Source organism: Mycobacterium sp. MMS18-G62, assembly GCF_053877835.1.
The window spans coordinates 1,162,439-1,188,546 of the sequence record NZ_CM132662.1; the positions used below are offsets into that span (position 1 = coordinate 1,162,439).

The 26,108-nt window shown below is 67.2% G+C and carries 23 protein-coding genes; 22 read left to right on the forward strand and 1 reads right to left on the reverse strand.

The genetic code is table 11. From position 1 onward, the window contains the following. Positions 1-4: 4 nt before the first annotated feature. The 16 genes from ACWW36_RS05775 to ACWW36_RS05850 all read left to right on the forward strand — a co-directional run bounded on the left by ACWW36_RS05775 (position 5) and on the right by ACWW36_RS05850 (position 17,609). Positions 5-1,357 carry a hypothetical protein gene (locus tag ACWW36_RS05775; protein WP_456140633.1) on the forward strand — a complete coding sequence of 451 codons (1,353 nt, stop codon included), beginning with the start codon at positions 5-7 and terminating at the stop codon, positions 1,355-1,357. Then, entirely contained in the window at positions 1,354-2,625 is a 1,272-nt protein-coding gene (locus tag ACWW36_RS05780) for an ATP-grasp domain-containing protein (RefSeq protein ID WP_456140634.1), read from the forward strand. The genes ACWW36_RS05775 and ACWW36_RS05780 overlap by 4 nt, the downstream gene beginning before the upstream one ends. Further along, positions 2,622-3,380, forward strand: coding sequence for a tryptophan 2,3-dioxygenase family protein (locus ACWW36_RS05785; protein ID WP_456140635.1), 759 nt, complete (start codon positions 2,622-2,624; stop codon positions 3,378-3,380). Before ACWW36_RS05780 ends, ACWW36_RS05785 begins: the two co-directional genes overlap by 4 nt. Then, positions 3,377-4,567, forward strand: coding sequence for an aminotransferase class V-fold PLP-dependent enzyme (locus tag ACWW36_RS05790; protein WP_456140636.1), 1,191 nt, complete (start codon positions 3,377-3,379; stop codon positions 4,565-4,567). Before ACWW36_RS05785 ends, ACWW36_RS05790 begins: the two co-directional genes overlap by 4 nt. After that, entirely contained in the window at positions 4,564-5,811 is a 1,248-nt protein-coding gene (locus tag ACWW36_RS05795) for a tryptophan 2,3-dioxygenase (protein WP_456140637.1), read from the forward strand. The genes ACWW36_RS05790 and ACWW36_RS05795 overlap by 4 nt, the downstream gene beginning before the upstream one ends. Next, complete coding sequence (locus tag ACWW36_RS05800; protein WP_456140638.1) at positions 5,798-7,453, forward strand: FAD-dependent monooxygenase; 1,656 nt, start codon at positions 5,798-5,800, stop codon at positions 7,451-7,453. The genes ACWW36_RS05795 and ACWW36_RS05800 overlap by 14 nt, the downstream gene beginning before the upstream one ends. Then, on the forward strand, positions 7,440-8,411 hold the full coding sequence (gene ilvE, locus ACWW36_RS05805) for a branched-chain-amino-acid transaminase (RefSeq protein ID WP_456140639.1): 972 nt from the start codon (positions 7,440-7,442) through the stop codon (positions 8,409-8,411). The genes ACWW36_RS05800 and ilvE overlap by 14 nt, the downstream gene beginning before the upstream one ends. 33 nt (positions 8,412-8,444) lie before the next feature. Beyond that, positions 8,445-9,224: a cyclase family protein gene (locus ACWW36_RS05810; RefSeq protein WP_456140640.1), complete on the forward strand. Its 780-nt coding sequence runs from the start codon at positions 8,445-8,447 to the stop codon at positions 9,222-9,224. After that, positions 9,221-9,904: a methyltransferase domain-containing protein gene (locus ACWW36_RS05815; RefSeq protein WP_456140641.1), complete on the forward strand. Its 684-nt coding sequence runs from the start codon at positions 9,221-9,223 to the stop codon at positions 9,902-9,904. Before ACWW36_RS05810 ends, ACWW36_RS05815 begins: the two co-directional genes overlap by 4 nt. Then, positions 9,901-10,335 (forward strand): PPOX class F420-dependent oxidoreductase, encoded by a 435-nt coding sequence (locus ACWW36_RS05820; protein ID WP_456140642.1) that lies wholly within the window; start codon positions 9,901-9,903, stop codon positions 10,333-10,335. The genes ACWW36_RS05815 and ACWW36_RS05820 overlap by 4 nt, the downstream gene beginning before the upstream one ends. Positions 10,336-10,368: 33 nt before the next feature. Continuing rightward, the gene (locus ACWW36_RS05825; protein ID WP_456140643.1) at positions 10,369-11,616 is read left to right on the forward strand and encodes an ATP-grasp domain-containing protein; all 1,248 of its coding nucleotides are present in this window, start codon (positions 10,369-10,371) and stop codon (positions 11,614-11,616) included. Between the two features lie 19 nt (positions 11,617-11,635). Then, positions 11,636-12,880 carry an MFS transporter gene (locus tag ACWW36_RS05830; protein ID WP_456140644.1) on the forward strand — a complete coding sequence of 415 codons (1,245 nt, stop codon included), beginning with the start codon at positions 11,636-11,638 and terminating at the stop codon, positions 12,878-12,880. 97 nt (positions 12,881-12,977) lie between these two features. Next, on the forward strand, positions 12,978-13,784 hold the full coding sequence (locus ACWW36_RS05835; protein ID WP_456140645.1) for a TauD/TfdA family dioxygenase: 807 nt from the start codon (positions 12,978-12,980) through the stop codon (positions 13,782-13,784). Further along, positions 13,781-14,794 (forward strand): AurF N-oxygenase family protein, encoded by a 1,014-nt coding sequence (locus ACWW36_RS05840; protein ID WP_456140646.1) that lies wholly within the window; start codon positions 13,781-13,783, stop codon positions 14,792-14,794. The genes ACWW36_RS05835 and ACWW36_RS05840 overlap by 4 nt, the downstream gene beginning before the upstream one ends. Beyond that, entirely contained in the window at positions 14,791-16,122 is a 1,332-nt protein-coding gene (locus ACWW36_RS05845; RefSeq protein WP_456140647.1) for a KamA family radical SAM protein, read from the forward strand. The genes ACWW36_RS05840 and ACWW36_RS05845 overlap by 4 nt, the downstream gene beginning before the upstream one ends. Next, on the forward strand, positions 16,119-17,609 hold the full coding sequence (locus tag ACWW36_RS05850) for a GNAT family N-acetyltransferase (RefSeq protein ID WP_456140648.1): 1,491 nt from the start codon (positions 16,119-16,121) through the stop codon (positions 17,607-17,609). The genes ACWW36_RS05845 and ACWW36_RS05850 overlap by 4 nt, the downstream gene beginning before the upstream one ends. A 121-nt stretch (positions 17,610-17,730) precedes the next feature. Here ACWW36_RS05850 and ACWW36_RS05855 read toward each other — a convergent pair whose 3' ends face one another. Further along, positions 17,731-18,081, reverse strand: coding sequence for a hypothetical protein (locus ACWW36_RS05855; protein ID WP_456140649.1), 351 nt, complete (start codon positions 18,079-18,081; stop codon positions 17,731-17,733). A gap of 328 nt (positions 18,082-18,409) precedes the next feature. Between ACWW36_RS05855 and ACWW36_RS05860 the strand changes: the two genes are divergently transcribed. The 6 genes from ACWW36_RS05860 to ACWW36_RS05885 all read left to right on the forward strand — a co-directional run bounded on the left by ACWW36_RS05860 (position 18,410) and on the right by ACWW36_RS05885 (position 26,108). Beyond that, positions 18,410-19,468: an Ldh family oxidoreductase gene (locus ACWW36_RS05860; RefSeq protein WP_456140650.1), complete on the forward strand. Its 1,059-nt coding sequence runs from the start codon at positions 18,410-18,412 to the stop codon at positions 19,466-19,468. A gap of 74 nt (positions 19,469-19,542) precedes the next feature. Continuing rightward, positions 19,543-20,691: an ATP-grasp domain-containing protein gene (locus tag ACWW36_RS05865; protein WP_456140651.1), complete on the forward strand. Its 1,149-nt coding sequence runs from the start codon at positions 19,543-19,545 to the stop codon at positions 20,689-20,691. Further along, positions 20,688-21,935, forward strand: a complete 1,248-nt coding sequence (locus ACWW36_RS05870; RefSeq protein ID WP_456140652.1) for a GNAT family N-acetyltransferase — start codon at positions 20,688-20,690, stop codon at positions 21,933-21,935. Before ACWW36_RS05865 ends, ACWW36_RS05870 begins: the two co-directional genes overlap by 4 nt. Next, positions 21,932-23,581, forward strand: coding sequence for a branched-chain amino acid transaminase (locus ACWW36_RS05875; RefSeq protein ID WP_456140653.1), 1,650 nt, complete (start codon positions 21,932-21,934; stop codon positions 23,579-23,581). Before ACWW36_RS05870 ends, ACWW36_RS05875 begins: the two co-directional genes overlap by 4 nt. After that, the gene (locus ACWW36_RS05880) at positions 23,578-24,855 is read left to right on the forward strand and encodes an MFS transporter (protein WP_456140654.1); all 1,278 of its coding nucleotides are present in this window, start codon (positions 23,578-23,580) and stop codon (positions 24,853-24,855) included. Before ACWW36_RS05875 ends, ACWW36_RS05880 begins: the two co-directional genes overlap by 4 nt. After that, complete coding sequence (locus tag ACWW36_RS05885; RefSeq protein WP_456140655.1) at positions 24,852-26,108, forward strand: ATP-grasp domain-containing protein; 1,257 nt, start codon at positions 24,852-24,854, stop codon at positions 26,106-26,108. The genes ACWW36_RS05880 and ACWW36_RS05885 overlap by 4 nt, the downstream gene beginning before the upstream one ends.

The window sequence follows — 26,108 nt, forward strand, 5'->3', positions numbered from 1 at the left end:
TTTCATGAATCAGGTCACCGTCGAGTACGTCGACGAATGCCTACAGAACAGCAGCTCGTTGCGTCGGGCGGCTGCCGAGGTCGTTCTTCCGCACACGTACTCCAAGTCGTACGGAAACCTGATGCTCGCCCGTCCGCTGTTCGTCGACCACGACGAGATCACCGGCTTCGCCGACGACCTGACCGCCCTGTTCACCTTGCTGACGTCGTTGCCCGCGCGCTACTTCGACGGGGATCTGCGACGGTATTGCGCAGCGTTGGGCATGGACGAGCGGTTGGCCGACCTGATGCGGTTGGGCGCCACCGGCCACCCCAGGCTGTACGGGCGCGCGGATGCCTACCACGACGGCAGCTCGTTCAAGCTGCTCGAGTTCAACGTCGGCAGTGAGCTCGGCGGAATCGATGCCGCCCAGGTGAATCGGGCCTTCCTCGACGTCACGTCCTTCCGCGAATTTCGCGACCGCCATCAACTGGCGTACATCGACACCGCCGCCGTGCTCGCTGATGCGCTGCGTTCCGCCGCGCAACAGGTGACCTCACGCGGCGAACCCGTAGTCGCGCTACTGGAGGGCCCCGGTGGCCTGAACGAGCACGAGCACGTCTTCGCCGCGATCCAGGAGGCCATGGGTAGCCACGGCATCGACCTGCTGCTCGGCGAGATCGACCAGGTGAGTTTCCGCAACGGCAAGCTCGTGCTGGACGGCGTCCCGGTCGACGTGGTGCTGCGGTACTTCGCAGCAGGCCAGCTGCTCGATCACCCGGCCGGCCGCGACACCCTGGACTTGCTCATGCGGGCCCACCACACCGGCCGCACAGTCGTGTTCACCCCGCTCGAGAGCGCCCTGTTCGCCAGCAAGAGCTGTCTTGCCCTCGTACACGACCCCCGCCTGCGCGAAGAGTTCACCGTCGCCGAGCGCGAACTCGTCGACCGGATCGTCCCGTGGACACGAATGGTGGGCTCCGGCTCGGCCGAGCTCGTCGATGCCTGCCGCGCTCACCGCGAGGGACTCATCCTCAAGCCCGGCGTCGGCTACGGCGGCGTCGGGGCCGTGCTCGGCCGCGAGGTCAGCGACCACGAGTGGTCGGAGATCTTAATCGCGGTCAAGGACCAGGACTACGTCGTGCAACGCATCGTCTCCGCCGCATCGGAGCCGGTGTGCAATCCCGACAGCGGTGCGCTGGAGGACTGGCGCGCGAACTGGGGCATCTTTGCCACCCAGGCGGGCTACGCCGGTGCGTTCGTGCGGGCTCTGCAGGCCGACGACGGCTCCGTCATCTCCTACTCGAACGCGGGCACACGTGGTGCCTGCGTCTACACCTATCCACATCGCACCGGCGCGGAGAGGAACCTCAAATGAAACCCATTGAGCGCCAAGGTCTTCGGCCACACATCGTGGTGATCAACCGCTGGCAGGAGCGCTACGCCGAGTACGGTCGCTACCTCGACCACGAGCAATACCAAGTCAGCTACATCAGCACTGCGGTGGGGCTGGCGTCGGTGCCGCCGGGGGCCGCCGCGACAGTCGTGGTGGACGCCACCGACGATCTCGCCGCTGTGCGTGCAGCCGTCCGTGACCTGGCGGTGCGACACGGTGCGCCGGCCGCGGTGGTGGCGCTGAAGGAAGACGACCTCCTCGTCGGCGCCCAGCTGCGGCAGGAGTGGCAATGCCCAGGCGGGCCCCGCCCGCATGACCTCGTGGTGTTCCGCGACAAGGGCGCGATGTGCCAGGCCATTCACCAGGCCGGACTGGCAGTTCCCGCCTTCGCCGAGGCCCACAATGCCGACGCCGTGCGCGATTTCGCCGCCGACCACGGGTGGCCGGTGATTGTGAAACCTCACATCGGCAGCTCCAGCGCTGGAGTGGTGCGGCTCGAGCGACCGGCCGACCTTGCCGCGGTGAACTTCGACGCCGAGCCGCTGTTGGTGCAGGCGTACTGCGCAGACCCGATCTACCACGTCGACGGCGTGTTCGACGGCAGTGATGTGGTGACCTACCGGGCCTCCCGATACCTCAACACCTGCCTCGGCTTTCGCAGCGGCAGCGTCCTCGGCTCGGTCGAAGAGGACGATCCTGTGCGCCACAACGCGATCGGTGAGGCAGCCACACGCTTCCTGGCTGCGCTGTCGGAGGCGCCCACCGTGTTCCATCTGGAGATCTTCGTCGGCGCCGACTCACAGTCCCGCCCGGTGTGCACCTTCCTTGAGGTAGGCGCCCGCACCGGCGGCGCCGAAATCCCGTTCGTCTGGCGCGAGTTGCACGGCTACGACCTGATGGAAGCGGCCATGCGCACCCAGCTCGGCTGGGACATCCCATCGGTGCGATCTGCGGCGCCGAGCACCGGCGCCGTCGGCGGATGGCTACTCGTTCCGGCGCCGGCAGGCCGACCCTGCCGGATCACCGAGGCGACGCCAATGGTTGGCCGGGTGCCCGGCCCGTACGCCGAGTCCGTCCTGCGCCCTGGACAGATACTGCCTGCTGCTGACGCCTACTACGAGCATGTCGGCGGCCGATTCCGGTTCCGCGGTGCGACCAGCTCCGAGGTTGAGCACGCCATCGTCAGCACCGCTTTGCACTACCGGGTCGCGGCCACCCCGGTGCCACACACCGAGGCGGTGCCGGCATGAGCTCAAAGGACTACTCGGTACCCGTGCTCGACGGCGCGGGCGACAACGACTACGCGCGGTACATGCGCACCGATGCGCTGCTGTCATTGCAGCGCCGGCCCGAGGAGGTCATCCACCGCGACGAGCTGCTGTTCCAGACCGTGCATCAGTCCACTGAATTGTGGCTCAAGCTCGCCTGTTTCGAGCTCCAGGAGGCTGCTCGCCAGGTGCGCGCGGGAGCCGTCGACACCGCCGCCCGGCTGCTGGGCCGCGCCGCGCTTGGGGTCGAGCTCATCACCGGACAGCTGGAGATGCTGCGGCATCTGAGTCCGTGGAGCTTCCAAACCATTCGCACTGTGCTTGGTCACGGGTCTGGATTCGAATCACCCGGATGGCGCGCGGTGCAGCGGACCAGCCAGCGCCTCGGCACTGCCTTCGACGCGTTGGTTGCGCAGCGTGGCGTCGACCTTGTTGAGCTCTACCAAGGAAGTCCGGACACCGACCTGTACCGGCTGGCCGAGGCGATGATCGAGTGGGACGAGCGCATCGCGGTATGGCGGGTACGGCATTACAAGATCGCCACGCGGATCATCGGCCACCAGTCGGTAGGCACCAAGGGCACCCCGGTCGACGTGCTCAGCCGTCTGATCAGCCACAAATTCTTCCCCGAGCTGTGGCGAATCCGGACCGTGCTGACCGAGAGCGGCCCGATGGCCGCCCACTGCCCCGTCGACGAGGCCAGTCCGCTGGTCTGCAGTGCGGGCGGTGCGTCATGACCACGTTCAAGGCGGTGCGCACGCCCGCGGACTTCCGCGCCGAATTCCCGTCGTTCAGAAGTGTTGTCCACCTGGCTAGCTGCTCGATTGGCGCGCGCTCGACGGCGCTGGACACCGCGCTCGGCCGGATGCTGGACACGATGAGCGCCGGCCCGGCGGCCTGGTCCGAGTTCGAACATCAAGCTGAGGGCGCCAGGCAGCGATTCGCCTCCTTGATCGGCGCCCATCCGGACCAGGTGGCGATAGTGCCCAACGCCTCGGTCGGCGCGTACCAGGTGGCCTCGACTCTCATGTTTGGCTGCCGGGACCGGGTGATCACGACGGCCGACGAATTCCCCTCGATCGCGCACGTCTGGCTCGCGCAGCGGCCCCGCGGCGCGCAGGTGGTCTTCGCGAACTCCGATGCCGATCCGGTGGACGCCGGACATTACCGGGCTGCCGTTGACAAACACACCGCGCTGGTCTCGGTGCCGCTGGTCACCTATAACCACGGGAGACTTCTGCCCGTCACCGAGGTGGCCGAACTGGCACACGCTCACGGCGCGCGAGTGTTCGTCGACGCCTATCAGGCCGTCGGGGTGCTCCCGGTCAACGTGGATGAACTGGGATGCGACTACCTCGTCGCGGGCACCTGCAAGTACCTGCTCGGGCTGCCCGGCGTGGCGTTCCTGTACGTCCGCGACGGCGTCGCCGGCGGCCTGGATCCGGGGCTGACCGGATGGTTCGGGCGCGTCGATCCGTTCGCGTTCAACCCACGGCGGCTCGACTTCCCCTCCACCGCACGGCGTTTCGAGACCGGTATACCGGCCGTGCCCGCGCTCTACGCGGCCAACGCGGGCCTGGACCTGATCGTCGACCTGGACCTGCACGAGGTGCGACGACATGTCACCGGCCTGATCGAGCTGGCCACACAGCAACTCACCGCCCAGGGAGAACGCGTCCCGGAGGCGTCCGCGGCTGCCACTCACGGCGCGCACGTCGGCCTGGCCGACACCGACCCGGCGGCGCTTGCGGCCCAGCTGGCCGAGCACGGGATCGCGGTGAGTCCCCGCGGACCCGTGGTCCGGCTGTCCTTCCACTACTACAACGACGCGCACGACGTCGAGCTGTTGTGTGCCGCGCTCCGGCAGTGCCGCCGGCTGTCCCGACCGATGTCCCAACGAGCAGAAACCCGTGTGCACCGATGAAAGAGCTGACTTCGTGGCTTCGCCACCCGAAACCGACGAGGTTTCCCTACGACGCCGTGGTCGATGAATTCCGCAGGGTGGGTAAGCATTTCGTCGCCGAGGATCTGTTGACGACGCTGGCGCTGGCCCGCGACGTGGTCGAGGACCTTCCCGACCCCTACCACGGTTCGACGCTGCTGCACCGGTTTTTGCAGACCGCCCTTGACAAGTTTGACGGCCGCTACGACTACCCGACCTACACGGGGTTGGCTCTGCTGCCGGTGCCCAGCGTGGACGACCCGCCGGAGCAGCTGCCCTACGCGCTGGCGCGCCGGGACCGGCTGGTGGTCCAGCTCATCGCCGACCTGCTCGATTTCGAGCTGGCCGCCGGCGACGGCCGCACCGAGCTGCTGCCCCATATGCGACCGGACGCGCGCACCACGGCCAAGCGATACCGCCTGGCTCGCAAGGTCGTCGCCCCCGCGCTGCGGCGCCTCGGTCTGGTCGACGAGGTCAGCGCCGCCGACCCCGAGCAGGCCGCCCGGGACTTGTGTGCGGCGGTGCAACCGGAGCTGTCTGCGTTGGATCGGCGCATCCTGCAGCTGAGCATGTTGCCGGTGTACGTCGCGCACGACGAGTACATGTTCATTCGGGTTCTGCAGCTGTTCGAGATCACGTTTGCGCTGCTCGCCGCGGAGCTTCGCGGCGCCGTGTACGCGCTCGTCGCCCATGAGGACTGCGCCACTGCCACCCGCTGTGTCGACGTGGCGGAGACAGTGCTGCGTGAGTCCGCGCCGCTGTTTTCCTTGGCGGCGACCATGCAAGTAGAGGCGTTCCGGACCTTCCGGGAGTTCACCGACGGCGCGAGTGCGATCCAGTCTCGCAACTACAAGATTCTCGAATCACTTTGCCGCACACCTGATCCCGATCGGCTCGCATCGGCGGCCTACTTGTCCGTCCCCGAAGTCCGCGAGCGCGTCATTGCTGGAAACTTCACGCTCGATGAGGCCTTCGAGGCGGCGTGCGCCTCCGGATTTCTCACCGGCGTCGAGCGCGAGAAGCTGACCGCGGCGATGGGCCGCTTCGCGGCAACCATGCGGCGATGGCGCCAGACCCACTACAGCCTCGCCGTGCGCATGCTCGGCGACCAACGGCCCGGCACCGGCGCTACCGAAGGAACTCCCTATCTCAAGGCCGTGCGGACGATTCCGGTTTTCCGCTCGGTCCAACACGCGGAAGGAGACGTCGACCGTGAATCGGCCTGATACTCCCCCCGTCGGCATCGTCGGTGCCGGCCCGGTAGGCATGGCCCTTGCGGCCCGCCTGGCCTCCCTCGGCATCCGCAGCGTCGTGCTGGAAGCCGACCCACACCTGCGCAAGCAGGGCTCAAAGGCATGCCTGATCCAAGGCGACGTCCTAGAGGTGCTGGACAAGTTCGGCTGCGCCGAGCAGATCCGAACCGAGGGCGTCACCTGGCACATCGCTCGGACCTACGTGCGCGACAAAGAGATCCGCGCCACCGTCTACCCACAACGGATCGGCTTCGGCCCGTTTGTCAACATCTCGCAGTACCGCATCGAGCAGATCCTGCTGGACAGGGTGGAGGCCGATCCGCTGTGCCAGGTGCGATGGTCGCATCGGGTCACCGGGATCTCGCAGGACGCCGACGGTGTGCGGGTGCAGGCGGAGACCCCAGATGGCCACGTGCAGTTGCAGTTTCAGTACCTGGTGGCCTGCGACGGGGTGCGCAGCGCGCTGCGCAACCTGGTCGGGGTGGCGTGGACCGGCTACAGCCACGCAGACCGGTTCCTGATCACCGACATCCGGGCCGGGCTGCCCCTGGCCAAGGAGCGCCACTTTCATTACGACCCGCCGTTCAACCCGGGCCGGCAGGTGGTGATCCATCCGCAGCCGAACGACATCTGGCGTATCGATTGGCAGTTGCCGCCTGACGCCGACATCGAGGCCGAGCGGCGCACCGGCGCCTTCGACCAACGAGTACGTGCGGTAATCGGCGAAATCCCTTACGAGATCGACTGGTTGAGTACCTACCGCTTCCACCAGCGGGTCGTTGACCGGTTCGTGGTTGGGCGGGTGTTCTTCGCGGGCGACGCGGCGCACTCCCTGCCGCCGTACGGCTCGCGCGGCATGAACAGCGGCATCCAAGACGCCGACAACCTCGCCTGGAAGCTCGCGCTTGTGCTGCAGGGCCACGCGGACCACAGCCTGTTGGCGACCTACCACGACGAGCGCTACGCCGCCGCCCGGGAGAACCTGGCCGTCACCGAGGCGACGATCCGCTTCATGGTGCCCCCGAGCCGGTCACGGCGATGGATACGCGCAGCGCTGCTGCGGCTGGCCAAGCCCGTCGGCGCGGTACGCCGGCACATCAACAGCGGGCGAATGGCCGAGCCGTACGTCTACAGCGACTCGCCACTCGTGGACGCCACCAGCTGCCACCCGCTCCTCGGCCACTTCGCCCCGGACGGCTGGGTGTCGGCGGCAGGACACCGCGAACGCATCCGCACGCTGTTCGGCGCGCAGTTCGTCGCCGTGTACTTCGGCACGGATGTGGGCGCGGCACGGCGGTTCGTCCATGACTCCTTCACCGGGCGTTCGGACCTGCCGGTCCGTCTGGTGCTCGTCCTGCCGACCGGCACCGAGATCGATGATCTGCCTGCCCAAGTCACCGTCGTGCATGACGAAACCCCCTGGCTGCGAACGGATTACCACGTTCGGCGGCCCACCTGGATGCTCATCAGGCCCGACGGGCACATCGCGGCGGCTGGCGCCGCCCCGGCCGGCCAGACGACGGGGTTGCGGCTGCGTGCGGCGCTGCTGCAGTGCACACGCGCCACCGAACGCCATTTCATCACCGATAAGGAGATCACCAATGTCGCTAGCTGAAGCAATACCGGCACCGGCCTACGCCTGGCTGAACGGGAGCATCGTGCCGTTCGACGAGTGCGTGATTCACGCGCGCACCCAGGGCGCATTCTGGGGGGCCAACGTGTTCGAGGGGCTGCGCGGCTACGTGCGCGAGCATGACCGGGAGATGTCGGTCTTCCGGGTCGACGACCACCTGGCCCGCCTGGGCCGCTCGATGAAAAGCCTTCACATGCCGCCGGCATACACCGATGAGGAAATCAAGCAGGCCTGCCTGGAGCTGTTGGCCGCCAACGACTTTGGTCAGGACGCCCACGTGTGCGTGGTGGCCTACTTCGGCATGGGGCCCAACTTCGAAACGATGAGCCACACCGAGGACGTCGGTCTGCATATCACTACGACGCCGGCACCCCGCTCACGCGGCTACCACCACGGTGTGACCGCGTCGATCTCGTCATGGCGCCGCATCAGCGACGACTCGATGCCACCGCGCATCAAGGCCGGTGCCAACTACCACAACAGCCGGTTGGCGCATCACGAGGCGGTACGCAACGGTTTTAACACCGCGTTGCTGCTCAACCATCGGGGCAACGTCTCCGAAGCGCCGGGCTCATGCGTGGTGATGGTCCGTGACGGCGTGCTGATCACCCCGCCGGGCACCAGCGGCGTGCTGGAGGGGATCACGCTGGCCACGGTGGCCGAACTCGCTCAAGAGCATCTGGGCATCGCGGTCGAACGCCGCGAGATCGACCGCACCGAGCTCTATGTCGCCGACGAACTGTTCCTGTGCGGAACGCTCGCCGAGATCCAGCCGCTGGTCTCGATCGACCGCCTCCCGGTAGGGGACGGCACGCCCGGCCCGCTCACCCGCGCGCTGCAGCAGCTGTACGAGGCAGCAGTACGCGCCGAGCCGGCATATGCGAAGTGGTCCACGTTGGTGCCCGCATCCGATTCCCGTCTGCGGCCTATCCCGGCCTGACCGTCCGTAACCAGAAGAAGAAAGAGGAACGACATGACAGTGCTGCAGGCTTTGGTCGGCGCATTACGCGACGGGACGGTGGATGTCATCGACCTGACCGCTCTGCTGTCCGAGGAGACACCCGTCATCGACCTGCCACCGGAGCGTGGCCAGCCGTGGCGCTTCGGACGCGAGGTGATCAGCCGCTACGACGCGGCCGGACCGACGGTGTACTGGAACAACATTCGGCTGTCCGAGCACACCGGAACCCACTTCGACGCTCCGGTGCACTGGTTGCCTGGCAGGGAGTTGGAGGACGTCTCACAGGTCCCGGCACACAAGCTGGTGGCCCCGGCGGCAGTGCTGGACTTCTCCGCAGAAGCCACAGCCGACCCCGATTTCCTGCTGCGCCGTGAGCACATCGACGCGTGGCAGGACGAGTACGGGCAGCTGCCGGAGCACGGCTGGCTGCTGTATCGGACCGGCTGGGACTCCCGGTGCGGCGACGCCGTGAAATTCCTCAACGGCGGGCACACCCCCGGCGTGGCGCCCGAGTGCGCGCGCTGGCTGGCTGAGCAGACCTCGCTCGTCGGTATCGGTGTTGAGACCGTCGGTACGGACGCCGGTGGTGCTGCTTCTTTCGAGGATCAGCCCTACCCGTGCCATTGGTACTTCCAGGGAGCCGGCAAGTACGGACTGACCCAGCTGCAGAACCTGGCTCAGCTCCCGCCGCAAGGCGCGGTGCTGCTGGCCGGTCCGCTGCCGATCGTGGGCGGCTCGGGTAGTCCGACCCGCGTGCTTGCGCTCGTCGAACGCGATGGGAGCCGGCCATGACAGGGCGTGGCTTCGCCCGCGGGCAACAGCTGTTCCGCAGGCATCTGGACGACCTTGACCGGCAGACAGAATTCGAGCTGTTCGGCCAGAGGTGGACACTGCTGCCGGGCGTGTTCGCGCCGACCTACACGCCGGTCACCGAGCTGTTCACCACGTGGATCCCGTATCCGGTCGGCGGCACGCTGCTGGAGATGGGCTCGGGCACCGGGGTCACAGCGGTCAGCGCCGCGCTGGCCGGCTGCCGACGCGTGACGGCCTTGGACATCAGCGCTGCCGCGGTGGAGAACACCCGACGCAACGTTGAGCGGTATGGGGTAGCCGACCGGGTGGTCGTCCACCAGAGCGACCTCTTCGACGCTCTGTCCGCCGATGAGCGGTTCGACGTCATCTACTGGAACTCCAATTTCGTTGAGGCGCCAAGCGATTTCGTCAACGCCAGCGATCTCCATCACGCGTTCTTCGATCCCGGCTACGAGACGCACCGCCGCTACCTCCTCGAGGCGCGTCACCACCTGTGCGAGGCCGGCAGGCTGCTGCTCGGATTCAGCGACTTGGGCAGCTGGGAGCAGCTGCAGGCGGCGTGCGATGACGCCGGCTTGACCACCGAGGTCCTGCGCGCGCAGCGATGCCAACTCGAGATCAGCATCGAGTTTCAACTGTTGGAGCTGAAGCTGCGATGACGTCCGATGCCAAGGCTCTGCTGGATCTGCTGAACAGCGAACACCGGGGCGTACTCGTCACCATCAAACGGGACGGCAGGCCCCAACTGTCCAACGTGGACTACACCTACGACTCCGCAACCCGCGTGCTCCGCTTCTCGGTCACCGACGGCAGAGCCAAGACGGTGAACCTGCGACGGGACCCGCGCGCCAGCTTCCATGTCACCACCGCAGGCGGATGGTCCTACGCGGTGGCCGAGGGCATCGCCGAACTCAGCCCGGTCGCCGCCGATCCCGCCGACGCCACGGTGGAAGAACTCATCGACGTCTTCCGTGCGATCCAGGGCCAGCACCCCGACTGGCAGGAGTACCGCGACGCCATGGTCACTGACCGCCGGCTCGTACTTCGAGTGCCCGTGCACCGGGTCTACGGCTGGATCCGCCCCAACTAGCCAAAAGAGATTCACCCCCATGAGGAGGAAACCATGACCAGTTCGAAAACCAGGCCACATGTGATCGTGGTCGGCAGCGGGGGCCAGCCCTACCGGGAGTACGCCTTCGCGACCCTCGCGCGGCGCTACCGGGTCTCGGCGGTGCTGCCCAGCGAACCAACCTGGCAGCAGCGCTACATCGGCGACTCAGCGGTGGCCGATCTGACCGATCCCGATGCCATCGCCGCCGCCGTGTCGGCACTCGCCGGAGGGCAGGCCGAGACCGGTCTGCTCACCTGGGACGAGACGGTGCTCGAGGCGACCGCGCAGGCCGCCGAGAAACTGGGGCTGCCGCACATGTCGGCTCAAGCGGCGGCACGATGCCGGGACAAATACGCGACCAGGACGCTGCTGGAACATGCCGGGCTCGCATCGGTGCGGCACCGGCTGGTCACGTCGCCGCAAGAGGCGATCCAGTGCGCGGAGTCGTTCGGTTACCCCGTCGTGGTCAAGCCGCGAGCGCTCGCAGGCAGCCTCGGTGTGGCACTTGCGGAGGACGCTGCGGCGGTGCGCGGGGCGTTCGCACTGGCGGAGTCCTCACGGTTCGCCGACCTGCCGACCGGTCACGGGGTCCTCGTCGAGGAGTTCCTCGACGGCCCGGAGATCAGCGTCGACAGCGTGGTCTTCGAAGGCCATGTGGATTGCGTGCACGTGGCCCGTAAGCGTCTCGGCTTCGAGCCCTACTTCGAAGAGGTGGGGCATCTGGTGACCGAGTGGGCACACGAGCCTTGGGCTCAGCCGGTCCGCGAACTGGTGCTCGAGGCGCACCGCGCGCTCGGCGTGACGCATGGCGTCACGCACGCCGAGATCCGCCTCACCCGCGAAGGGCCCCGACTGGTCGAGCTCAACGGGCGGCTGGGTGGTGACCTCATTCCGTTCATCAGTGCGATGGCGACCGGGGTGGACCTCGTCGCCGCGGCCGCAGAACTCGCCCTCGGCCGGTCGCCGGCACTGACACCGACCCGGTCGCGCGCGGCGGAGGTCCGCTTCGTGTACCCGCCGCACGATTGCGTGGTCGGCTCGGTCGAGGTGGACCCAGCCGCGCGGGTGCCGGGCATCGCGCACGTCGCGGTGCTCGCCGAGCCCGGCAGCCGCCTGCTCCTGCCGCCGCGTCAACCCATTCCGCGACTGGCCGCACTGGTCGCCGTGGGCGACGAGCGGGACTGCGTTCGCGCGCTGGACGAGGCCGAGCGCGCAGTCGTCGCCGACCTGGAACCGCTCGCGGCACCGCTTGCCGGTTGAGCCCGAAGGAAACCAGCGCATGGACCACATCACCGAGCTGCCAGAGGCCGCGCCCCCGCGGCCTCTGGTGGCGCCCACTTCGCCGCGCCGCGGGGCAGCGAACCGGATCATCGCCCTGCACGGCGTGTCCTCGTTCTGCTACGGCCTGGTCTTCCCGTTCACCGGGATCTTCCTTGCGGACCGGCCGGGCATCGGCACCCATGGGGTCGCCCTCTATTACGCGGTAGCCGGGGTGGCGAACCTGGCGGTCGCGCTGGTGCTCGCGACGGGTGTCGTGCGACCACCACGGGTGGCCCTCGGGGTGTTCGGCAACCTGCTGTCCTTCGCCGGTTACCTCCTGCTGCCGTCGGTCGGCTCGCTGTCAGCGGTCGGCCTGGCCGCGGCCGCGAACGGCGCGGGCCAAGGGTGTTTCCTCGCGGCCGTCATCCCGATCGTGAATTCCCTTGTGCCGGAGGCTGATCGACGCCAGGTCTTTGCGCGGCGCTACCAGGTGCTCAATGCCACCCTCGCCCTCGGCTCGCTGGTAGCGGGTGTGGCGATCAGCGCGTCGTCGCGCGACGTGATCCCCTGGCTGTTCGTGGTGAACGCGATCGGCTACCTGCCGATCGCCTGGGCCCTACTCAGATCCCGCAGCGCCGCCACGGCAGGCGAGCAGGCGCAGGAGCGGCCCGCACCCACCGCCTTCCCAGTGGCGCAGCTGCTCAAGGCGTCGTTGGCGGTATCGCTGTTCCAGTTCGGTGTCTACCTATTCGGGTATAGCCAATTCGAGGCGACCGCTCCGCTGGTCACGGACAAGTTGATGCACATCGGCCTGGGATGGATCTCGGTGCTCATCGCGGTCAACGTCGCGGTGATCGTCACCGCTCAGAAGTGGGTGACCCGGCTGCTGGAGCCCCACGCCGAGGTGATCGGCCTGCGAGTGGCGATCACGCTGTGGGTGGCCGGCTACCTGATGGTGGGCATGCTGGCCTTCGCACCACCGCCGGCAGGGCTGGCTGGTCTGCTGCTCTTCGGGGTGCTGTTTGCCTTCGGCGAGTGCGCGTACTCGTGTTCGTACCATCCGTGGCTGATCTCCAAGGTGCCCGACGCCGAGCTGATGAGGGCGAACGCGCTGTCGAACTCGATGATGGGCATCGGCTTGTTCTTCGGACCGTCCATCGGCGTCGGCCTGGTCGGCACCGGCAGCGCAAGCGTCGTGTGGCTGACGCTCGGCACGCTGTGCGGGCTGGTCGGCATCACCACCGCACGGCGCCGTCGGCGGTGAACTACTTACCCGGCGGACAGGAAAACCTTCCCCATCCGTAGGCGAATCTGGCTTCGCAGCGATTACGCGGCCACTGCTTGATCACGACTATTGCCTCATGACCACGTACTGGGAAGAACCGCAACCCATCTGGCATGCATCGGAGCCCGTCTCTCCGTCTCAGTGGGCCCGCGCGGTGGACGCTTGGCCGCAAACTCTCAGCCACGCCGACCAACGGCGATTGGACCAGTGGGGCTATGTCGTCCTGCATGATGTCGGAAACCTAGCCGCCGCAGAGGAACTCGTCCGTTCCGTGGGCGAGCTGATCCCGCAATACAACGGCAACCTCACTCATGAGGTCACCTACCGCCCGGGAAATGACGATCGGGCGTATTCGCAAAGCGCGAACACGATCTTGGCCCATACCGAGGCTCCCGGATGGCATCCCACTCCCGCCTACCTCGCGCTGTTCTGTCACCGGCAGGCTCGCTGCGGCGGAGGCCACACCGACCTCCTGGACGTGCGGAAGCTGATCGGGGCGCTCACTGACGACGAGCTGGCCTTGATGACCGACGCCGACCTCTACTTCCCAGGACCGAGTGGCGGCGTTGCCAGCCCGATGCTGAAGACCGATTTCACCGGCCGCAGCGTCACCCGTTTCAGCTACAACCTGCTGACCACCTCCGAATACGACCCAACGCTGGGCGCCGATGTCGATCACCTAGAACTGCCGCTCGGCGAAGCAGGGCGCAGGTTGGCGCATCGCGTCAGCGAGCTCTTCCGCGAGCTGCGCACCAGCGTGCTGATCCCCGACGGCGCACTGCTGATCTGGGACAACCAGCGCATGCTGCACGCACGGTCGGAATACGCCGATCGCTCCCGTCATCTGACCCGGTTCTGGAGCACCGACTGGAGGCGGGCGTGACCATCGACGACCTCTCGCTGCCCACGGACGCCGACGGGCTGGTGCACCTACCGGGCCTGCCGTCGTTCGATCCGCAAGACGCCGCCGAAAGCGCGGTCATCAGCCGCCTTGCCGGGAACTGGCGCCGGCGCGCAACGGTCAAGCGCGACGAGCCCGACCTCGACGCCCTCTTCGACGCCGACCGACCCGACTACCCCGAACGGATCATCCCCTTCCGCGACCACCCCACCTGGCAAGCGCTGCCCGACGAGTTGCGCTCGCGCCTGTTGAGCTGGGCCTGGATCGCATACAACCGGCACACGGTGCTCGCCGAGCAGCGGGTCGCAAACCCGGCCTTCGCGCTGGTGATGGAAGGCGAGTTCCCCGGCCTCGGCGGCCAGGACATGGACATCGCGCTCGCTCAGGCGATGGTCGACGAGCAGTACCACAGCCTGATGCACATCAGTGCGAGCGCGTTGACGAGACGAAAGCGAGCGTACGAATTCGCTGACAGCGTTCTCCCCGAATCACACACGGCCAGAACGCATCAGCGGCTGCGCGCGCAATCCGCCGAACGGTGGCAGCGCAGCCTGACCACGTTGGCCTTCGCAACGGTCTCGGAGATCTCGATCAACGCGTATCTCGATCTGCTCGCGGATGATCCCGACATTCAGGTCGTGAATTCCACGACGGCCAAGCTGCACAACCGGGACGAGTACTGCCACGCGTCGATCTCCGACGAGATGGCCAAGCTCGTCTACGACGTGCTTGACGCGGAGAAGCGCCGCTTCTTCCTCCACATGCTCGTGGCGGGGCTCGAAGCGTTCGTTGCAACCGATTACGCAACGTGGATGGCGATCCTTCAGTTCGAGGAGATCCCCGGCTGGGGCCGCATGGTCGCCGACATCCAAGACGACAAGTCCACCTCTCGTCTGGTCCGCGACTACACCGGCCTGCATTCGCTGATGTCGGAGATGGACGTCCTAGGTGAGGTTGACTTCGACTGGGGACTCGCGGAGGTGAAGAAATGACCTCACTTACCTATGACGACCGTGCCGCCCTTGCCCCTCGGTCGGTCAGCGGCGACCGGCTCTGCCGGCTGATCGCCGAGCGCACCGGCGACACCGATCTCGCGCACGACGCGCGCGTGGTGTCCCAAGTCCTGCCGTTCAAGGTCAGCAGCTACGTGATGGACGAGCTGATCGACTGGGATAGGGCGCCCAACGATCCGATCTACCGGCTGACGTTCCCGCACCGCGACATGCTCGAGACCGAGCACTTCGATTTGGTCGAGCAGGCGGTGATGGCCGGCGATAAGGACAGCATCCGGCAGGCCGTCGCCAAGGTTCAGTACGCATTGAATCCCCACCCCAGCAACCAGCTCGGCCTGAACGTTCCCCAGAACGGCGAACTCGATGCCTGGGGCCTGCAGCACAAGTATCCGGAGACGCTTCTGGTTTTCCCACGTCAAGGGCAGACCTGCCACAGCTACTGCGGCTACTGCTTCCGCTGGGCGCAATTCGTCGACAAGCCGGAGCTGAAACAGGCAGTGCCCGGGCCGGAGACGATGGTCAGCTACCTCAACAAGCACCCAGAGGTCACCGACGTGCTGCTGACAGGGGGAGATCCCATGGTCATGCGCACTGATCTGCTGGCAAGTTATGTCGAGCCGCTGCTCGAACCAGGCCGGGACCACATCGAGACCATCCGGATCGGTACGAAGGCCCTGTCGTTCTGGCCGTACCGATTCCTCGCCGGCCAGGAGGCCGACGACCTGCTTCGCTTGCTTGAGCGGCTGACCGCGGCCGGCAAGCACGTCGCACTGATGCTGCACCTGTCGCACGCGGCGGAGTTGAAGACCGACGCGGCGCAGACAGCGCTCTCGCGGCTGGCGTCGACGGGTGCCGTGTTGCGGGCGCAGGCCCCGGTGGTGCGGCATGTCAATGACGACCCCCACGCATGGGCGGAGCTATGGCAGGCCGAAGTCCGCAACGGCGTCGTGCCCTACTACATGTTCGTCGAACGCGACACCGGTGCACGGCGGTACTACGGTCTACCGCTCGCCAGGGCGGTCGACATCTATCGCGGTGCCCTGCAACGGGTTTCCGGTCTCGGGCGAACCGCCAGGGGCCCGGTGATGTCCGCGACGCCCGGCAAGGTGGCCATCGATGGCGTTGTCGAACTGGACCGTGGGCCCGCGTTCGCGTTGCGCATGCTGCAGGCGCGCCGACCCGACATCGTCGGCAGGCCGTTCTTCGCCGCCTATGACCCGCACGCCCAGTGGTGGGACGAACTTCGTCCGTACGGCACGCGTGATCGCGAATTCTTCGGCCCAGACGTCGCAGTGGCCCACCCATGAAGGTCACCGCACACGAGATCAGCCTGACCCAGCGTCATCTTTGGCGCTCGACCAGGGAGGCGATCCCGGTTCAGCACGCGCTGATCGTCGAAGTGGAGCAGGACGGCCTGACCGGGTTCGGCGAGGCGTCCGCGTTCATGACCGACCACTACAACTCGAGTCTGGAACAGCTACACGGTGACCTTCGCCGGATTGCACCCCTGCTGGCAAAACTGCGCCCGGACAACCCCTTTGACGTATGGGAGCTGCTCGCCGCCGAACTGCCCGGCTCGCCCTTCGCGCTCGCTGCCATCGACACTGCCGTGCACGATCTGCGAGCCCGGCTGCTCGACGTGCCGCTGTGGAAGGCCCTCGGTCTCGACCCGCCGCAGGGGCTTCGATCGAGCTTCAGCATCGGTCTCGACAAGCCGGCGGTGATGGTCCGCAAACTGCGTGAGCGGTTGGGATGGTCGGCGTACAAGGTCAAGCTCGCCGACCCCGGCGACTTGACCGTCCTGCGGCGACTCCGCCGTTACACCGACGCACCTTTCTACGTTGACGGCAACTGCGGCTGGGAACTGTCCCAGATCGTTCCCGCGCTGGCCGAGATGGACGCGCTCGGGGTTGCGCTGATCGAACAACCCTTTCCGCGGGTGGCCTGGGAGCACGCCCGAATCCTGAAGGGACTCAGCCCGATCCCCGTGATCGCCGACGAGAGCATCACCTCGCCGGCCGACCTGGACGCGTGCACCGAGGCGTTCCACGGCATCAACGTCAAGCCGATGAAGGCCGGAGGAATCACACCGTCCCTTGCGCTGTTGCGCGCTGCTCGCCAACGCGGCCTGATCACGATGCTGGGCTGCATGCCCGAGTCCGCGGCGGGTATCTCCGCCACCGCCCACCTCGGCGCGCTAGCCGACCACTTGGACGTCGATGCCGTCGATCTGCTGGCCGTGGACACCGGACACGGGCTGACGCTCGACAGCCGGGGTGGGGTCACCGTGCCCGACCGGCCGGGGTCCGGTTACGTTCCGGACCCTACGGCGCTGGGCTGGCGTGTACGGCCAGCACCCGCCGCCGAGGTGTGGCCGATTCGCCACAAGGTGTTGCGCCCTCGTCAACCCGCGAAGCTCTGCTCCTACCCCGAGGACGATCGACCAGGTGCCCGGCATTTTGCCGCGCTGCACAAGGGTCGTACCGTCGGCGCGGCGTCGGTGTATCACGAAGATCCGCCTACCGATTTCGCCGTCCCAGGCCTGAAACATGGCCGCGGCTGGCGGCTCCGTGGCATGGCCACGGTCGATGAGGTACGTGGCACCGGTGTGGGCAGTGCGCTGCTGCGGACCGCTCTCACCCACTCCGTACTCGCCGGCGCCGAGGTGGTGTGGTGCAACGCCCGAACCTCGGCAGCGGGTTTCTACCGTAAACACGGGTTCCACACCGTGGGTGAGGAATTCGAGATGCCCGGGATCGGGCCGCACTCCTTCATGTACTGGAGTGCAAGCTGACCACGGGCCGTCGATTGACCGGCGCGACGTTAACGTCGGGGCGCTTGAGCAGGTGATAGCAGGCGAAGGCCCTGCGCCGGATTCCGAGGAATCCCTGGCGCAGGGCCCAGTTGAACGACCGTCACTGGGTGGCGGTCAAGATCGGCCCGTCTGCGATCACGTGCGGCGGAACCTTCGTCGGCGGCGTGGGCTGCACCGGCTGGACATCCCAGAAGATTTGCGACGACTCGACGCGGCTGGGCACCCTGAGGTCGTCCGGATTGATGCAGGCGCCGTTGCGCATCACGCCACCGGCGTGTTCGCAGCAGTAGTCCGTGGGCATGTCGCGCTCCAGACACGATGCGAAGTCGCTCTCCTTGTAATCGGCGTTCGCTACGGCGAGGCCGGCTAGCGGGCTGATTACGAGGGCAAGCGCGGCCGCGGACAGGGTGGTGCGGACGATCCGACGTGTGGCGTTGTGGTTGGCGGTCATGGCGATTTCTCCTTCGGTGCGTCGCGGCCCTTGGAGGAAGCCGCATTGTCGTGACGTAAGTGTCCGACGGGCGGCTTGGGTCCCGTAATCGCTGGGAAGTCAGATTCCACTGCCAAACAGGGAAGGATTTCCTATCCGCCAGGTAAGAAACCCGGTCCTATGTCCCGAGTTGCAACGACTAGCCGTTCGAAACGCGCTCCGCGCTCTCTCATGTGCTGGCCCAATCGGATTGGCTTACCGGGCGGATAGGAAACCCTTCCCTTTCGCTAATGGAATCTGGCCCCGCGGGTGATTACGAAACCGGTCCCCGATCGCGACGATCTCTTTCATGACTTCGTACTGGCCACGGCAGCAAGAGGTTCCGGTTATCACGGAACGCGAAGCTCGCACGCTCACGCGGATCGCACTGACGGACGCCGGGGTCCCGGCCGAGGACGCCAATCAGGTGGCCGACGCGCTCGTGGACACCTCTCTACGCGGTATCGACACTCACGGCTTGCGGTTGCTACCGCAGTATCTGGACGAGCTCGCGACAGGCGTCGCCAAGGCGGATCCCAATATCCACGTAGTCAAGGACCGCGGTGCAGGACTGATGGTCGACGCCGACGGCGCGCTCGGCGTCCTTGCCGGGCTGGCTGCCGCGCGGTGCGCTGAACAGCGCGCCCGGGCGTACGGCGTTGCGGCCGTCGGTGTCCGCAATTCCAACCACTTCGGCGCGGCCTCCGTCTACACCCGACGGCTCGCCCGTCACGGTTTGGTCGGCATCGCGGTGACTTCGGCGGCATCCCGGGTGGCCCCGTATGGCGGTGTCGAGCCACTGTTCGGCACCAACCCGATCAGTGTGGCCGCCGGCGACGACGACGAGTTCGCGCTCGACATGGCCACCAGCCAGGTCTGCTTCGGTGAGATCAAACATCGCCGGGCCCAACAGCGGCCGCTGGAGAACGGTTGGGCGACAGACGCCGACGGGCGGCCGACGACGGAACCCGATGAGGCGTATGCGCTCTCGCCGCTCGGTGGCTACAAGGGCCAAGGCCTGGCCATGGCGGTCACCCTGCTCGGGAGCGTGCTGACCGGGACGCCATTGGACTGGCAGCTTTCTCAGGTAGGTCAGGGCACGCCCGGCCGAGGACGTGGCGTCGGCCACCTCCTGCTCGCCCTTGACCCGGGTGCCTTCGCCGGACAGGCGGATTTCAGCGCAGGGCTGGCTGACTTGTTGGGCACCGTACGCGCGGCGACGCCGGCGGTTCAGAGTCAGCCGGTCCTCGCGCCGGGCGACCCGCAACGCGCACATGAGCGCCAGCGGCGACTGCACGGGATACCGCTGGACGCGCGGACGGCCGATCTGCTGTCGGCCATCGCCACAAATCAGGAGATCGCGTCGTGATACTTGTGTTGATCAGTCCCCGGAACGCCGGTTTGCCCTTCGCTCAATGGCTTTCGGAGGAGCGCGGTCGATTGGTGGCGGTCACCGCGGCTGGTGTCGAGGTCGGCGACGGGTTCGCCGAGGTCGTCACCGTCGCCGACTACACCGACGATGACGCGGTGCTCGACGCGGCGATGGCAGCTGCCAGGCGGCACCGGCCCCGGGCGATCCTGGCCCTGGCCGAAATCGACGTCGACCGGGCCGCCATGCTCCGCGGCGAACTCGGCCTGCCCGGACTCGGGACGGTCGCCGCGACCGTCTACCGCGACAAGATCCCGATGAAGGTGTTCGCGCGGGCCGCCGGCATTCGAGTGCCGAATTTCGCTCCGGTGACCAACACCGGCGAGATCACCGACTTCATGGCCTCCTTTCCCGGGCGGGTCGTCGTCAAGCCGCGCGGCGGTTCCGGTTCCACCGGCGTGTATGTGATCGACACTCCCGAACAGGCCGCCGAACTCGACGGCGTCGTATCGACCGAGCCGTACGAAGTCGAGGAGTTCGTCGACGGTGTTCTTCATCATGTCGACGCGTTCCGAGTCGACGGGGTCCCGGTTGCGGCGGTCGCGTCCCGGTACACCGGCCAGGGATGCCTCGAACATTGGACCGACGCCCCCTTTGGTTCCCGCACCCTGGATACCGCTGACCCGCTGAGCAATCGCCTGGTGCAGGAAACCTGGCGGCTTGTGGACGCACTTCCGTCGCCGCCCACTGTCTGTGTGCACGCCGAATTCTTCGTCACCGGCGGCGGCGAGATCGTGCTGTGCGAAGTGGCCGCCCGCATCGGCGGCGGACCGATACCGCGGATGCTCAGTCAGATCCTTGGAATCGACCCGCGAGAGCTGTGGTCCCGGGTGGAGTGCGGGTTGCCGACCAACCTCGACGCGGTGCGCGCGCGAGTGTCGACCGCCCCTCTCGCTGCCTTCTACGGCGTTCCGCCCAGGCAAGGCCGAGTGCTGCGTCTGCCCGACAAACCTTCTGGAGTAATCGATTTCATGATCAACACGTATGTCGGTGACGAATGGAGCACCGAGCGCTACACCCGTCGCAAGTCCGCCGACTTCCTGGCCAGCTGGGTGGTCACCGACACCGACGGCGTGTCGCTCGGGGCGAAACTCGACTCGACCGCCGCGGCCGTGAGCGCCGGATTCGGTTGGGACGTCGTTGCATCCCAAGGCGCAGCATGACCTACTCCAGCCATCTGTTGCCGCCCAACGCCCGTCCGACGGCGCAGGACTTCGCCGGCCTCGCCGAGCCGGACATCATCTGGGAAGACGCCCGCTGGTGGAGGTTCACCGAACGGACGGACCTGCACGAGGTGCGGTACCTCGAAGTACGCGACGACGGCCGGGCCGTCGCACTTGCACCGCTGCTGATTACGACGAAGCCTGGCGGCCTGCTCTTCTACGATCCGCCCAGACTGGCTGGCACCGCCGGCGCGCTGGCGGAGCCCGAGCTGCTCGACACAACCGACCAACAGCGCTGGGCCGAGCTGACGGCGAGCCTGCCCGATCCGGACCAGTATCCGTCGCTGGCGCTCGCCACCTTCGGTAACCACCACGGCGTCGCACACGCTCCTGATCGAACCGCCGACCAGCGCCGCGCGCTCATGGCCGCTCTCCCCGAACTGATGCTGGACGCCGCCGCTGAGCTGAGTTGCCGCAGTGTCGCGCTGTTGTATGTCGGCGAGCCGGAGGCCGCTGCCATCGACAAGTCCGCCTCTCGTGCCGGCTACGCGGCCACTCTGCTCGGCGCCGAGGGCGTGCTCGAACTACCCGACACAAGCTGGGAGGGCTACCTGGCCGGCCTCAGCAAGCGTCGTCGGTACCAAGCACGCAAGGAGCTGCGAAATTGTGAGACGGCCGGGTTTCGCACCGTGGTTCGCACCGGTCCCGATGCGATCACCGACGTCTTGGACGACTTGGTAGACCTGCAGGTCGCCCACCGGGCCAAGTACGGGCTGCCGGGCGGCGAGGACCGCGTTCGCCGCGACTTGATCTCCGCACGCGACGAATTGGGTGAGACCTGCGTCGTATTCACCGCCGAAAAGGACGGCCAGATCGGCAGTTTCACCCTCTATCTGCGCACCCGGGACGCGCTGTTCGCCCGGACTGGCGGCACCGCGCCAGATGCGAGGGGCTGCTACTTCGCGGTCGACTATCACGAGACAGCTCGCTGGGCCGTCGAAAACGGAATACGGCGAATCCACTACGGAATGGCGGCCTACGAAGCCAAGGTCACGCGAGGCTGCGAGCTGCGGCCCAGGTGGGGCTGGTTCGCATTCCAGGGCGCGCACGGCGACACGTATCGCGAGGTGCTCGCGCTCCAGTCACAAAGCATCGAGCGCCAGCTCGAACTCGTGGGAGCCCCTGCTGCTCCCGTCCCGTCCCGAATTACCTTAGTTGCCAACGTAATTGGAGCACAACAGTGAAACTGACGCCGACCGGCACCATCTGGATGGACGGAGAGTTCGTCCCGTGGGATCAAGCACAGGTCCACGTGTTGACTCCCAGCCTGCATTACGGCTGGGGCGTCTACGAAGGCATCCGTGCCTATCCGACCGCAGATGGTCCGGCCGTCTTCCGGCTGCGAGACCATCTCAAGCGGCTGCACGACTCGGCCAGGGTCTACCTCATGGAGCCCGGCTGGACGGTCGACGAGCTCACCGAGGCGTCACTTGAACTGATGCGGCGCACCGGTCTGGAGTCGGGCTATCTGCGTCCCATCGTCTATCTCGGCTACGGCGCGATGGGCGTGGCCCCCGCGCTGGACAGTGCGCGGGTGGCCATCGCGGCCTGGCCCTGGGGATCATATCTGGGCGAGAAGGCGGACCAGGAGGGATGCCGACTCGTCGTCAGCAGCTGGCAACGCAATGGGATCCACTCGGTCCCCCCGCTCGCCAAAGCGACTGGGGCATATGTGAACTCGGCGCTCGCCAAGGTCGCTGCGATCCGAGCCGGCTACGACGACGCACTGATGCTCACCCCAACCGGACACGTGGCCGAAGCGTCCGCGGCGAACATCTTCGCGGTCCGCGATGGTGAGCTGATCACGCCGCCGGTCAGCGACAACATCCTCCCCGGCGTCACGCGGGACACCATCATCACCCTCGCTCGCGACCTGGGCTTCACGGTCAGGGAACAGAGCCTGACCCGCAGTGAGCTCTACGTGGCTGACGAGGCGTTCCTCACCGGAACCGCCGCCGAGATCGTGCCGGTGGCCTCGGTCGACGACCGCCCGACGGCAGCAGCCGGTTGCGGGCCGATAACGAAGCAGCTGCGCGATGCGTTCGATGACATCGTCCGGGGCCGGAACCCCGCCTACCGGCACTGGCTGGAATACGTGCCCGGCGCAGAGTCCGCGCAGACCGCCGCGGCCCCGGCCGCCGACGGCCTGGCGGCGCTCGAGGATGGTGTCGCGCGGCTGGCCGATGCCGCGGCCGCACTGTTCGATGACGACAGCCCGGCCGCCGTCGCCCGCCGCGAGGACGCCGCAGACCGGGCCGTGGATCTGATCGCGGCTCGGGCCTGGCACGCCCTTCCAGGCTCCTCGCATGGCCCGGCCCAGATCGCCGCCGCGCGGTGTGCCGCGTACGTGGTCGCCACCGACACCGCCCTGGCGGATCGGCAAGACGCCCCGTCAGACCGGTTCGCGCTGACCGACGAAGCACTCGTGCTGCTCACCCACGCCGAGCATTTCGACGCCGTCGTCGACCGATCGAGGGAGCTGCTTGGGGCCGCACCGGAAGGTCGGCTCTCAGCGGCGTGGCAGATGGTGAACGACGCGCTGCTGACGCTGAACACCACCCGCCACGAATGGGTCGGAGCCGACCCGTCGACGGTGGCCGCCGCCGGATGGGTGCTCGTCGACCGGCTGGGCCGTCTGCTCATCGCGGCCGCCCTGGTGGCGGAGGCGGCCAAGGGCGGCCCCGCAGCCGACACCGAACTGCTGGTCAACGCCGCTCGGCGCTACGCCTGGAACCACCTTCGCCGCCCCGCGCCCGAAGCAGCCACGGCCACTCACGTTCAACGATCCGCTGGACTCGTCCGCGCGGTACTGCCCCGGGATGTGTCGTGACAAACGTCTCGCTGCAGCGGCTCGGTTCAATGCTGTTGCCCAGCAGTCCAGCCGGCCGCACACTGGCGATCGGCGCCGGCGTCGACTCGCTGGGCACGGGCATGTTTTTCGCCTCCTTCGCCCTGTACTTCGTCGGTGTCGTCGGCATCGCCGCGACCGACGTCGCCCTGGCGGCCACTCTTGCCGGAGCTGTCGCCTTACTTGCGCCGGTGCCACTGGGTCGGCTCGCCGATCGGCTTGGGACGGGACGGTTCTACATCGCCCTCCTGCTGCTGCGCGGTCTGGGTTACGCGTGCTTCGCGTTTGTGTCCGACTTCAAGGGCTTTCTTGTGCTCACTGTGTTGCTCACCGCCGCCGACCGGGCGAGCTCGCCGATCCAGCAGGCCGTTGTGACGGCGTTGATTTCAGGCCAGGACCGCACCCGGACGATGGCCTCCATCCGGGCTGTCCGCAACATCGGCCTGACCGTCGGTTTTCTCCTCGCCGGTGCCGCTTTTGCCGCCGCTGAGCCATCCGTGTTCGTCGCGATATTCCTCGGTAACGGACTGTCGTTCGTCGTGGTCGCCGTCATGGTGCGGCACGTGCTGACAAAGGCAGGCGCGGTTGTCGAGCGCACCCCACCCGCCCCGCCGGCCGCGGCCGCTGTCCGATCCCCGTTCCGCGATCGGTGGTTCATGGTCTTTACCGTCGGCAACGGCGTCCTGTCGCTCTACGACACCGTGCTGATCGTTCTGCTGCCGATCTGGGTGATCGAGCACACCGCGGTACCGGTTGCGTTGGTGCCGGTCTTGATGGCGGTCAACACCGTGCTCACGGTTCTGCTGCAGGTCTACGTAGCCAGGTTCGCCGACGGGCCGGCCGCAGCGATCCGGCTGCTGGTGTTGTCCGGCGTGTTGATGGCGGTCTGTTGCGGTTTCTTCGCGATGGCTCAGGCGGCGTCGGCCAGGATGGCGATCCTCGCGATATTGGTTGCAGTCGTGGTGCTTTCGGTCGCAGAGAACATCCAAGAAGTCGCGGCGTGGGAGCTGTCCGCGGAACTGTCGCCGGACGCCGCCCGCGCCCGTTATCTCGGTGCGTTCAGTCTGGGATTCAGCGGCCAGAAGGTCATTGGCCCCAGCGTGCTGGTCGTGGTGTTGATGCCGATGGGCCTGATCGCCTGGCCGCTGCTGGCAGGAGCGTTCGGCACCGCCGCCCTGGTCTCGCGAACAGCGGCGCGCCGCTGTCTCGCCGAGCGCAGTCCTTTCCATCCCCAACCGATCGAGGTGAATTCATGACGGAGCACGTTCTCGTCGTCGGCAGTGGCCGCGACCTTCCCGCCCGCGTCCGAAAGGCGTTGCCCGGCACCGAGACTTCGGTCATCTGCCGCTTGGAGTTCGTCGCCAAACTCCGCGAACTCACCGAACACACCCGGATCATCGCGGTGCGACACGACGCCCCGGACGAGGAGTGGGTGGCACTAGCCAGAGCCGCCCACGAGCTACATCCCTTCACCCGGATCGCCACCTTCGGCGAGACCGACCAAGACCGCTGCGCCGTGATCGGGGAGGCGCTCGGCATCGCCACCCACTCCCCGCGAACCGTTGAGCTGGTGCACGACAAGCACGCCATGCGAACCAGGCTTCGCGAAACTGGCGTCGACGCAACGGCTTCCGCGGTAGTGGCGGATTTGGATGCCTTGGGCGCCTTCGTCGGCGCGCACGGTTTCCCGTGCGTGGTCAAGCCGGTGGCCGGCGCCGGAAGTGCCGGCGTTGCGCTGGTCAGGCATGAAGGCGAGCTGGCTTCGGCGTTCGAGCGCGCCAACACCCGATTCGACGACTTGCCGGATGCCGGGGTGGTGGTCGAGCAGTTCCACGAAGGCCCTCAGTTCAGCGTGGAGGCGTTCTCCGAGTTCGGCGAGCACCAGGTCGTTTCCATTACCCGCAAGTTCTCCGATCCGACAACGTTTGTCGAGCTCGGGCATGTGGCCCCGGCGGACCTCGCATCCCTGCAGCAAAAGGAGGTCGAGTATTACGTGGAGAGAGTGCTCGACGCGTTGGGGGTGGAGTTCGGTGCCACGCACACGGAGATCGTCCTGTCCGAGGCTGGCCCACGGATCATCGAAACCCATGTAAGGCAGGGCGGTGACGAGATCCCGGCGCTAACCTTCGACGCCACCGGTGTCGACCTCGCCGAGTGCGTCGTGCGGCAGACCGTGGGTGAGAAGGTACTTCCGGACATCCGCGCGGCCTTGGAGCAGGAACGGCCCCGGCGCTGCTCCGCCATCTGGTTCGCCGCCGCTCCCGTCGCCGGCGTGCTCGCAGATGTCAGCGGCCTCGACGAGGCTGGTGAGGTCGAGGGAGTCACCGAGGTCAACCTGCTGGTCCGCCCGGGCAGCACAATCGGACCCTTGCAGTCCTCGGATTCGCGTGTCGCATACGTGCGTGCCGTGGCGGAAACGGCCGATCTGGCGGTGAACGCCGCCCGAAAAGCCGCGGCGCACCTCGATTTCCAGTTGCGAGTGCGCGCGGTCGGCGAACAGACGGTGTGA

Bases quoted from the DNA above. Each gene is read 5' to 3' on its own strand.
- ACWW36_RS05775 (WP_456140633.1), top strand. From the start codon at position 5: ATGAATCAGGTCACCGTCGAGTACGTCGACGAATGCCTACAGAACAGC.
- ACWW36_RS05780 (WP_456140634.1), top strand. From the start codon at position 1,354: ATGAAACCCATTGAGCGCCAAGGTCTTCGGCCACACATCGTGGTGATC.
- ACWW36_RS05785 (WP_456140635.1), top strand. From the start codon at position 2,622: ATGAGCTCAAAGGACTACTCGGTACCCGTGCTCGACGGCGCGGGCGAC.
- ACWW36_RS05790 (WP_456140636.1), top strand. From the start codon at position 3,377: ATGACCACGTTCAAGGCGGTGCGCACGCCCGCGGACTTCCGCGCCGAA.
- ACWW36_RS05795 (WP_456140637.1), top strand. From the start codon at position 4,564: ATGAAAGAGCTGACTTCGTGGCTTCGCCACCCGAAACCGACGAGGTTT.
- ilvE (WP_456140639.1), top strand. From the start codon at position 7,440: ATGTCGCTAGCTGAAGCAATACCGGCACCGGCCTACGCCTGGCTGAAC.
- ACWW36_RS05810 (WP_456140640.1), top strand. From the start codon at position 8,445: ATGACAGTGCTGCAGGCTTTGGTCGGCGCATTACGCGACGGGACGGTG.
- ACWW36_RS05815 (WP_456140641.1), top strand. From the start codon at position 9,221: ATGACAGGGCGTGGCTTCGCCCGCGGGCAACAGCTGTTCCGCAGGCAT.
- ACWW36_RS05820 (WP_456140642.1), top strand. From the start codon at position 9,901: ATGACGTCCGATGCCAAGGCTCTGCTGGATCTGCTGAACAGCGAACAC.
- ACWW36_RS05825 (WP_456140643.1), top strand. From the start codon at position 10,369: ATGACCAGTTCGAAAACCAGGCCACATGTGATCGTGGTCGGCAGCGGG.
- ACWW36_RS05830 (WP_456140644.1), top strand. From the start codon at position 11,636: ATGGACCACATCACCGAGCTGCCAGAGGCCGCGCCCCCGCGGCCTCTG.
- ACWW36_RS05835 (WP_456140645.1), top strand. From the start codon at position 12,978: ATGACCACGTACTGGGAAGAACCGCAACCCATCTGGCATGCATCGGAG.
- ACWW36_RS05845 (WP_456140647.1), top strand. From the start codon at position 14,791: ATGACCTCACTTACCTATGACGACCGTGCCGCCCTTGCCCCTCGGTCG.
- ACWW36_RS05850 (WP_456140648.1), top strand. From the start codon at position 16,119: ATGAAGGTCACCGCACACGAGATCAGCCTGACCCAGCGTCATCTTTGG.
- ACWW36_RS05855 (WP_456140649.1), bottom strand. From the start codon at position 18,081: ATGACCGCCAACCACAACGCCACACGTCGGATCGTCCGCACCACCCTG.
- ACWW36_RS05860 (WP_456140650.1), top strand. From the start codon at position 18,410: ATGACTTCGTACTGGCCACGGCAGCAAGAGGTTCCGGTTATCACGGAA.
- ACWW36_RS05870 (WP_456140652.1), top strand. From the start codon at position 20,688: ATGACCTACTCCAGCCATCTGTTGCCGCCCAACGCCCGTCCGACGGCG.
- ACWW36_RS05885 (WP_456140655.1), top strand. From the start codon at position 24,852: ATGACGGAGCACGTTCTCGTCGTCGGCAGTGGCCGCGACCTTCCCGCC.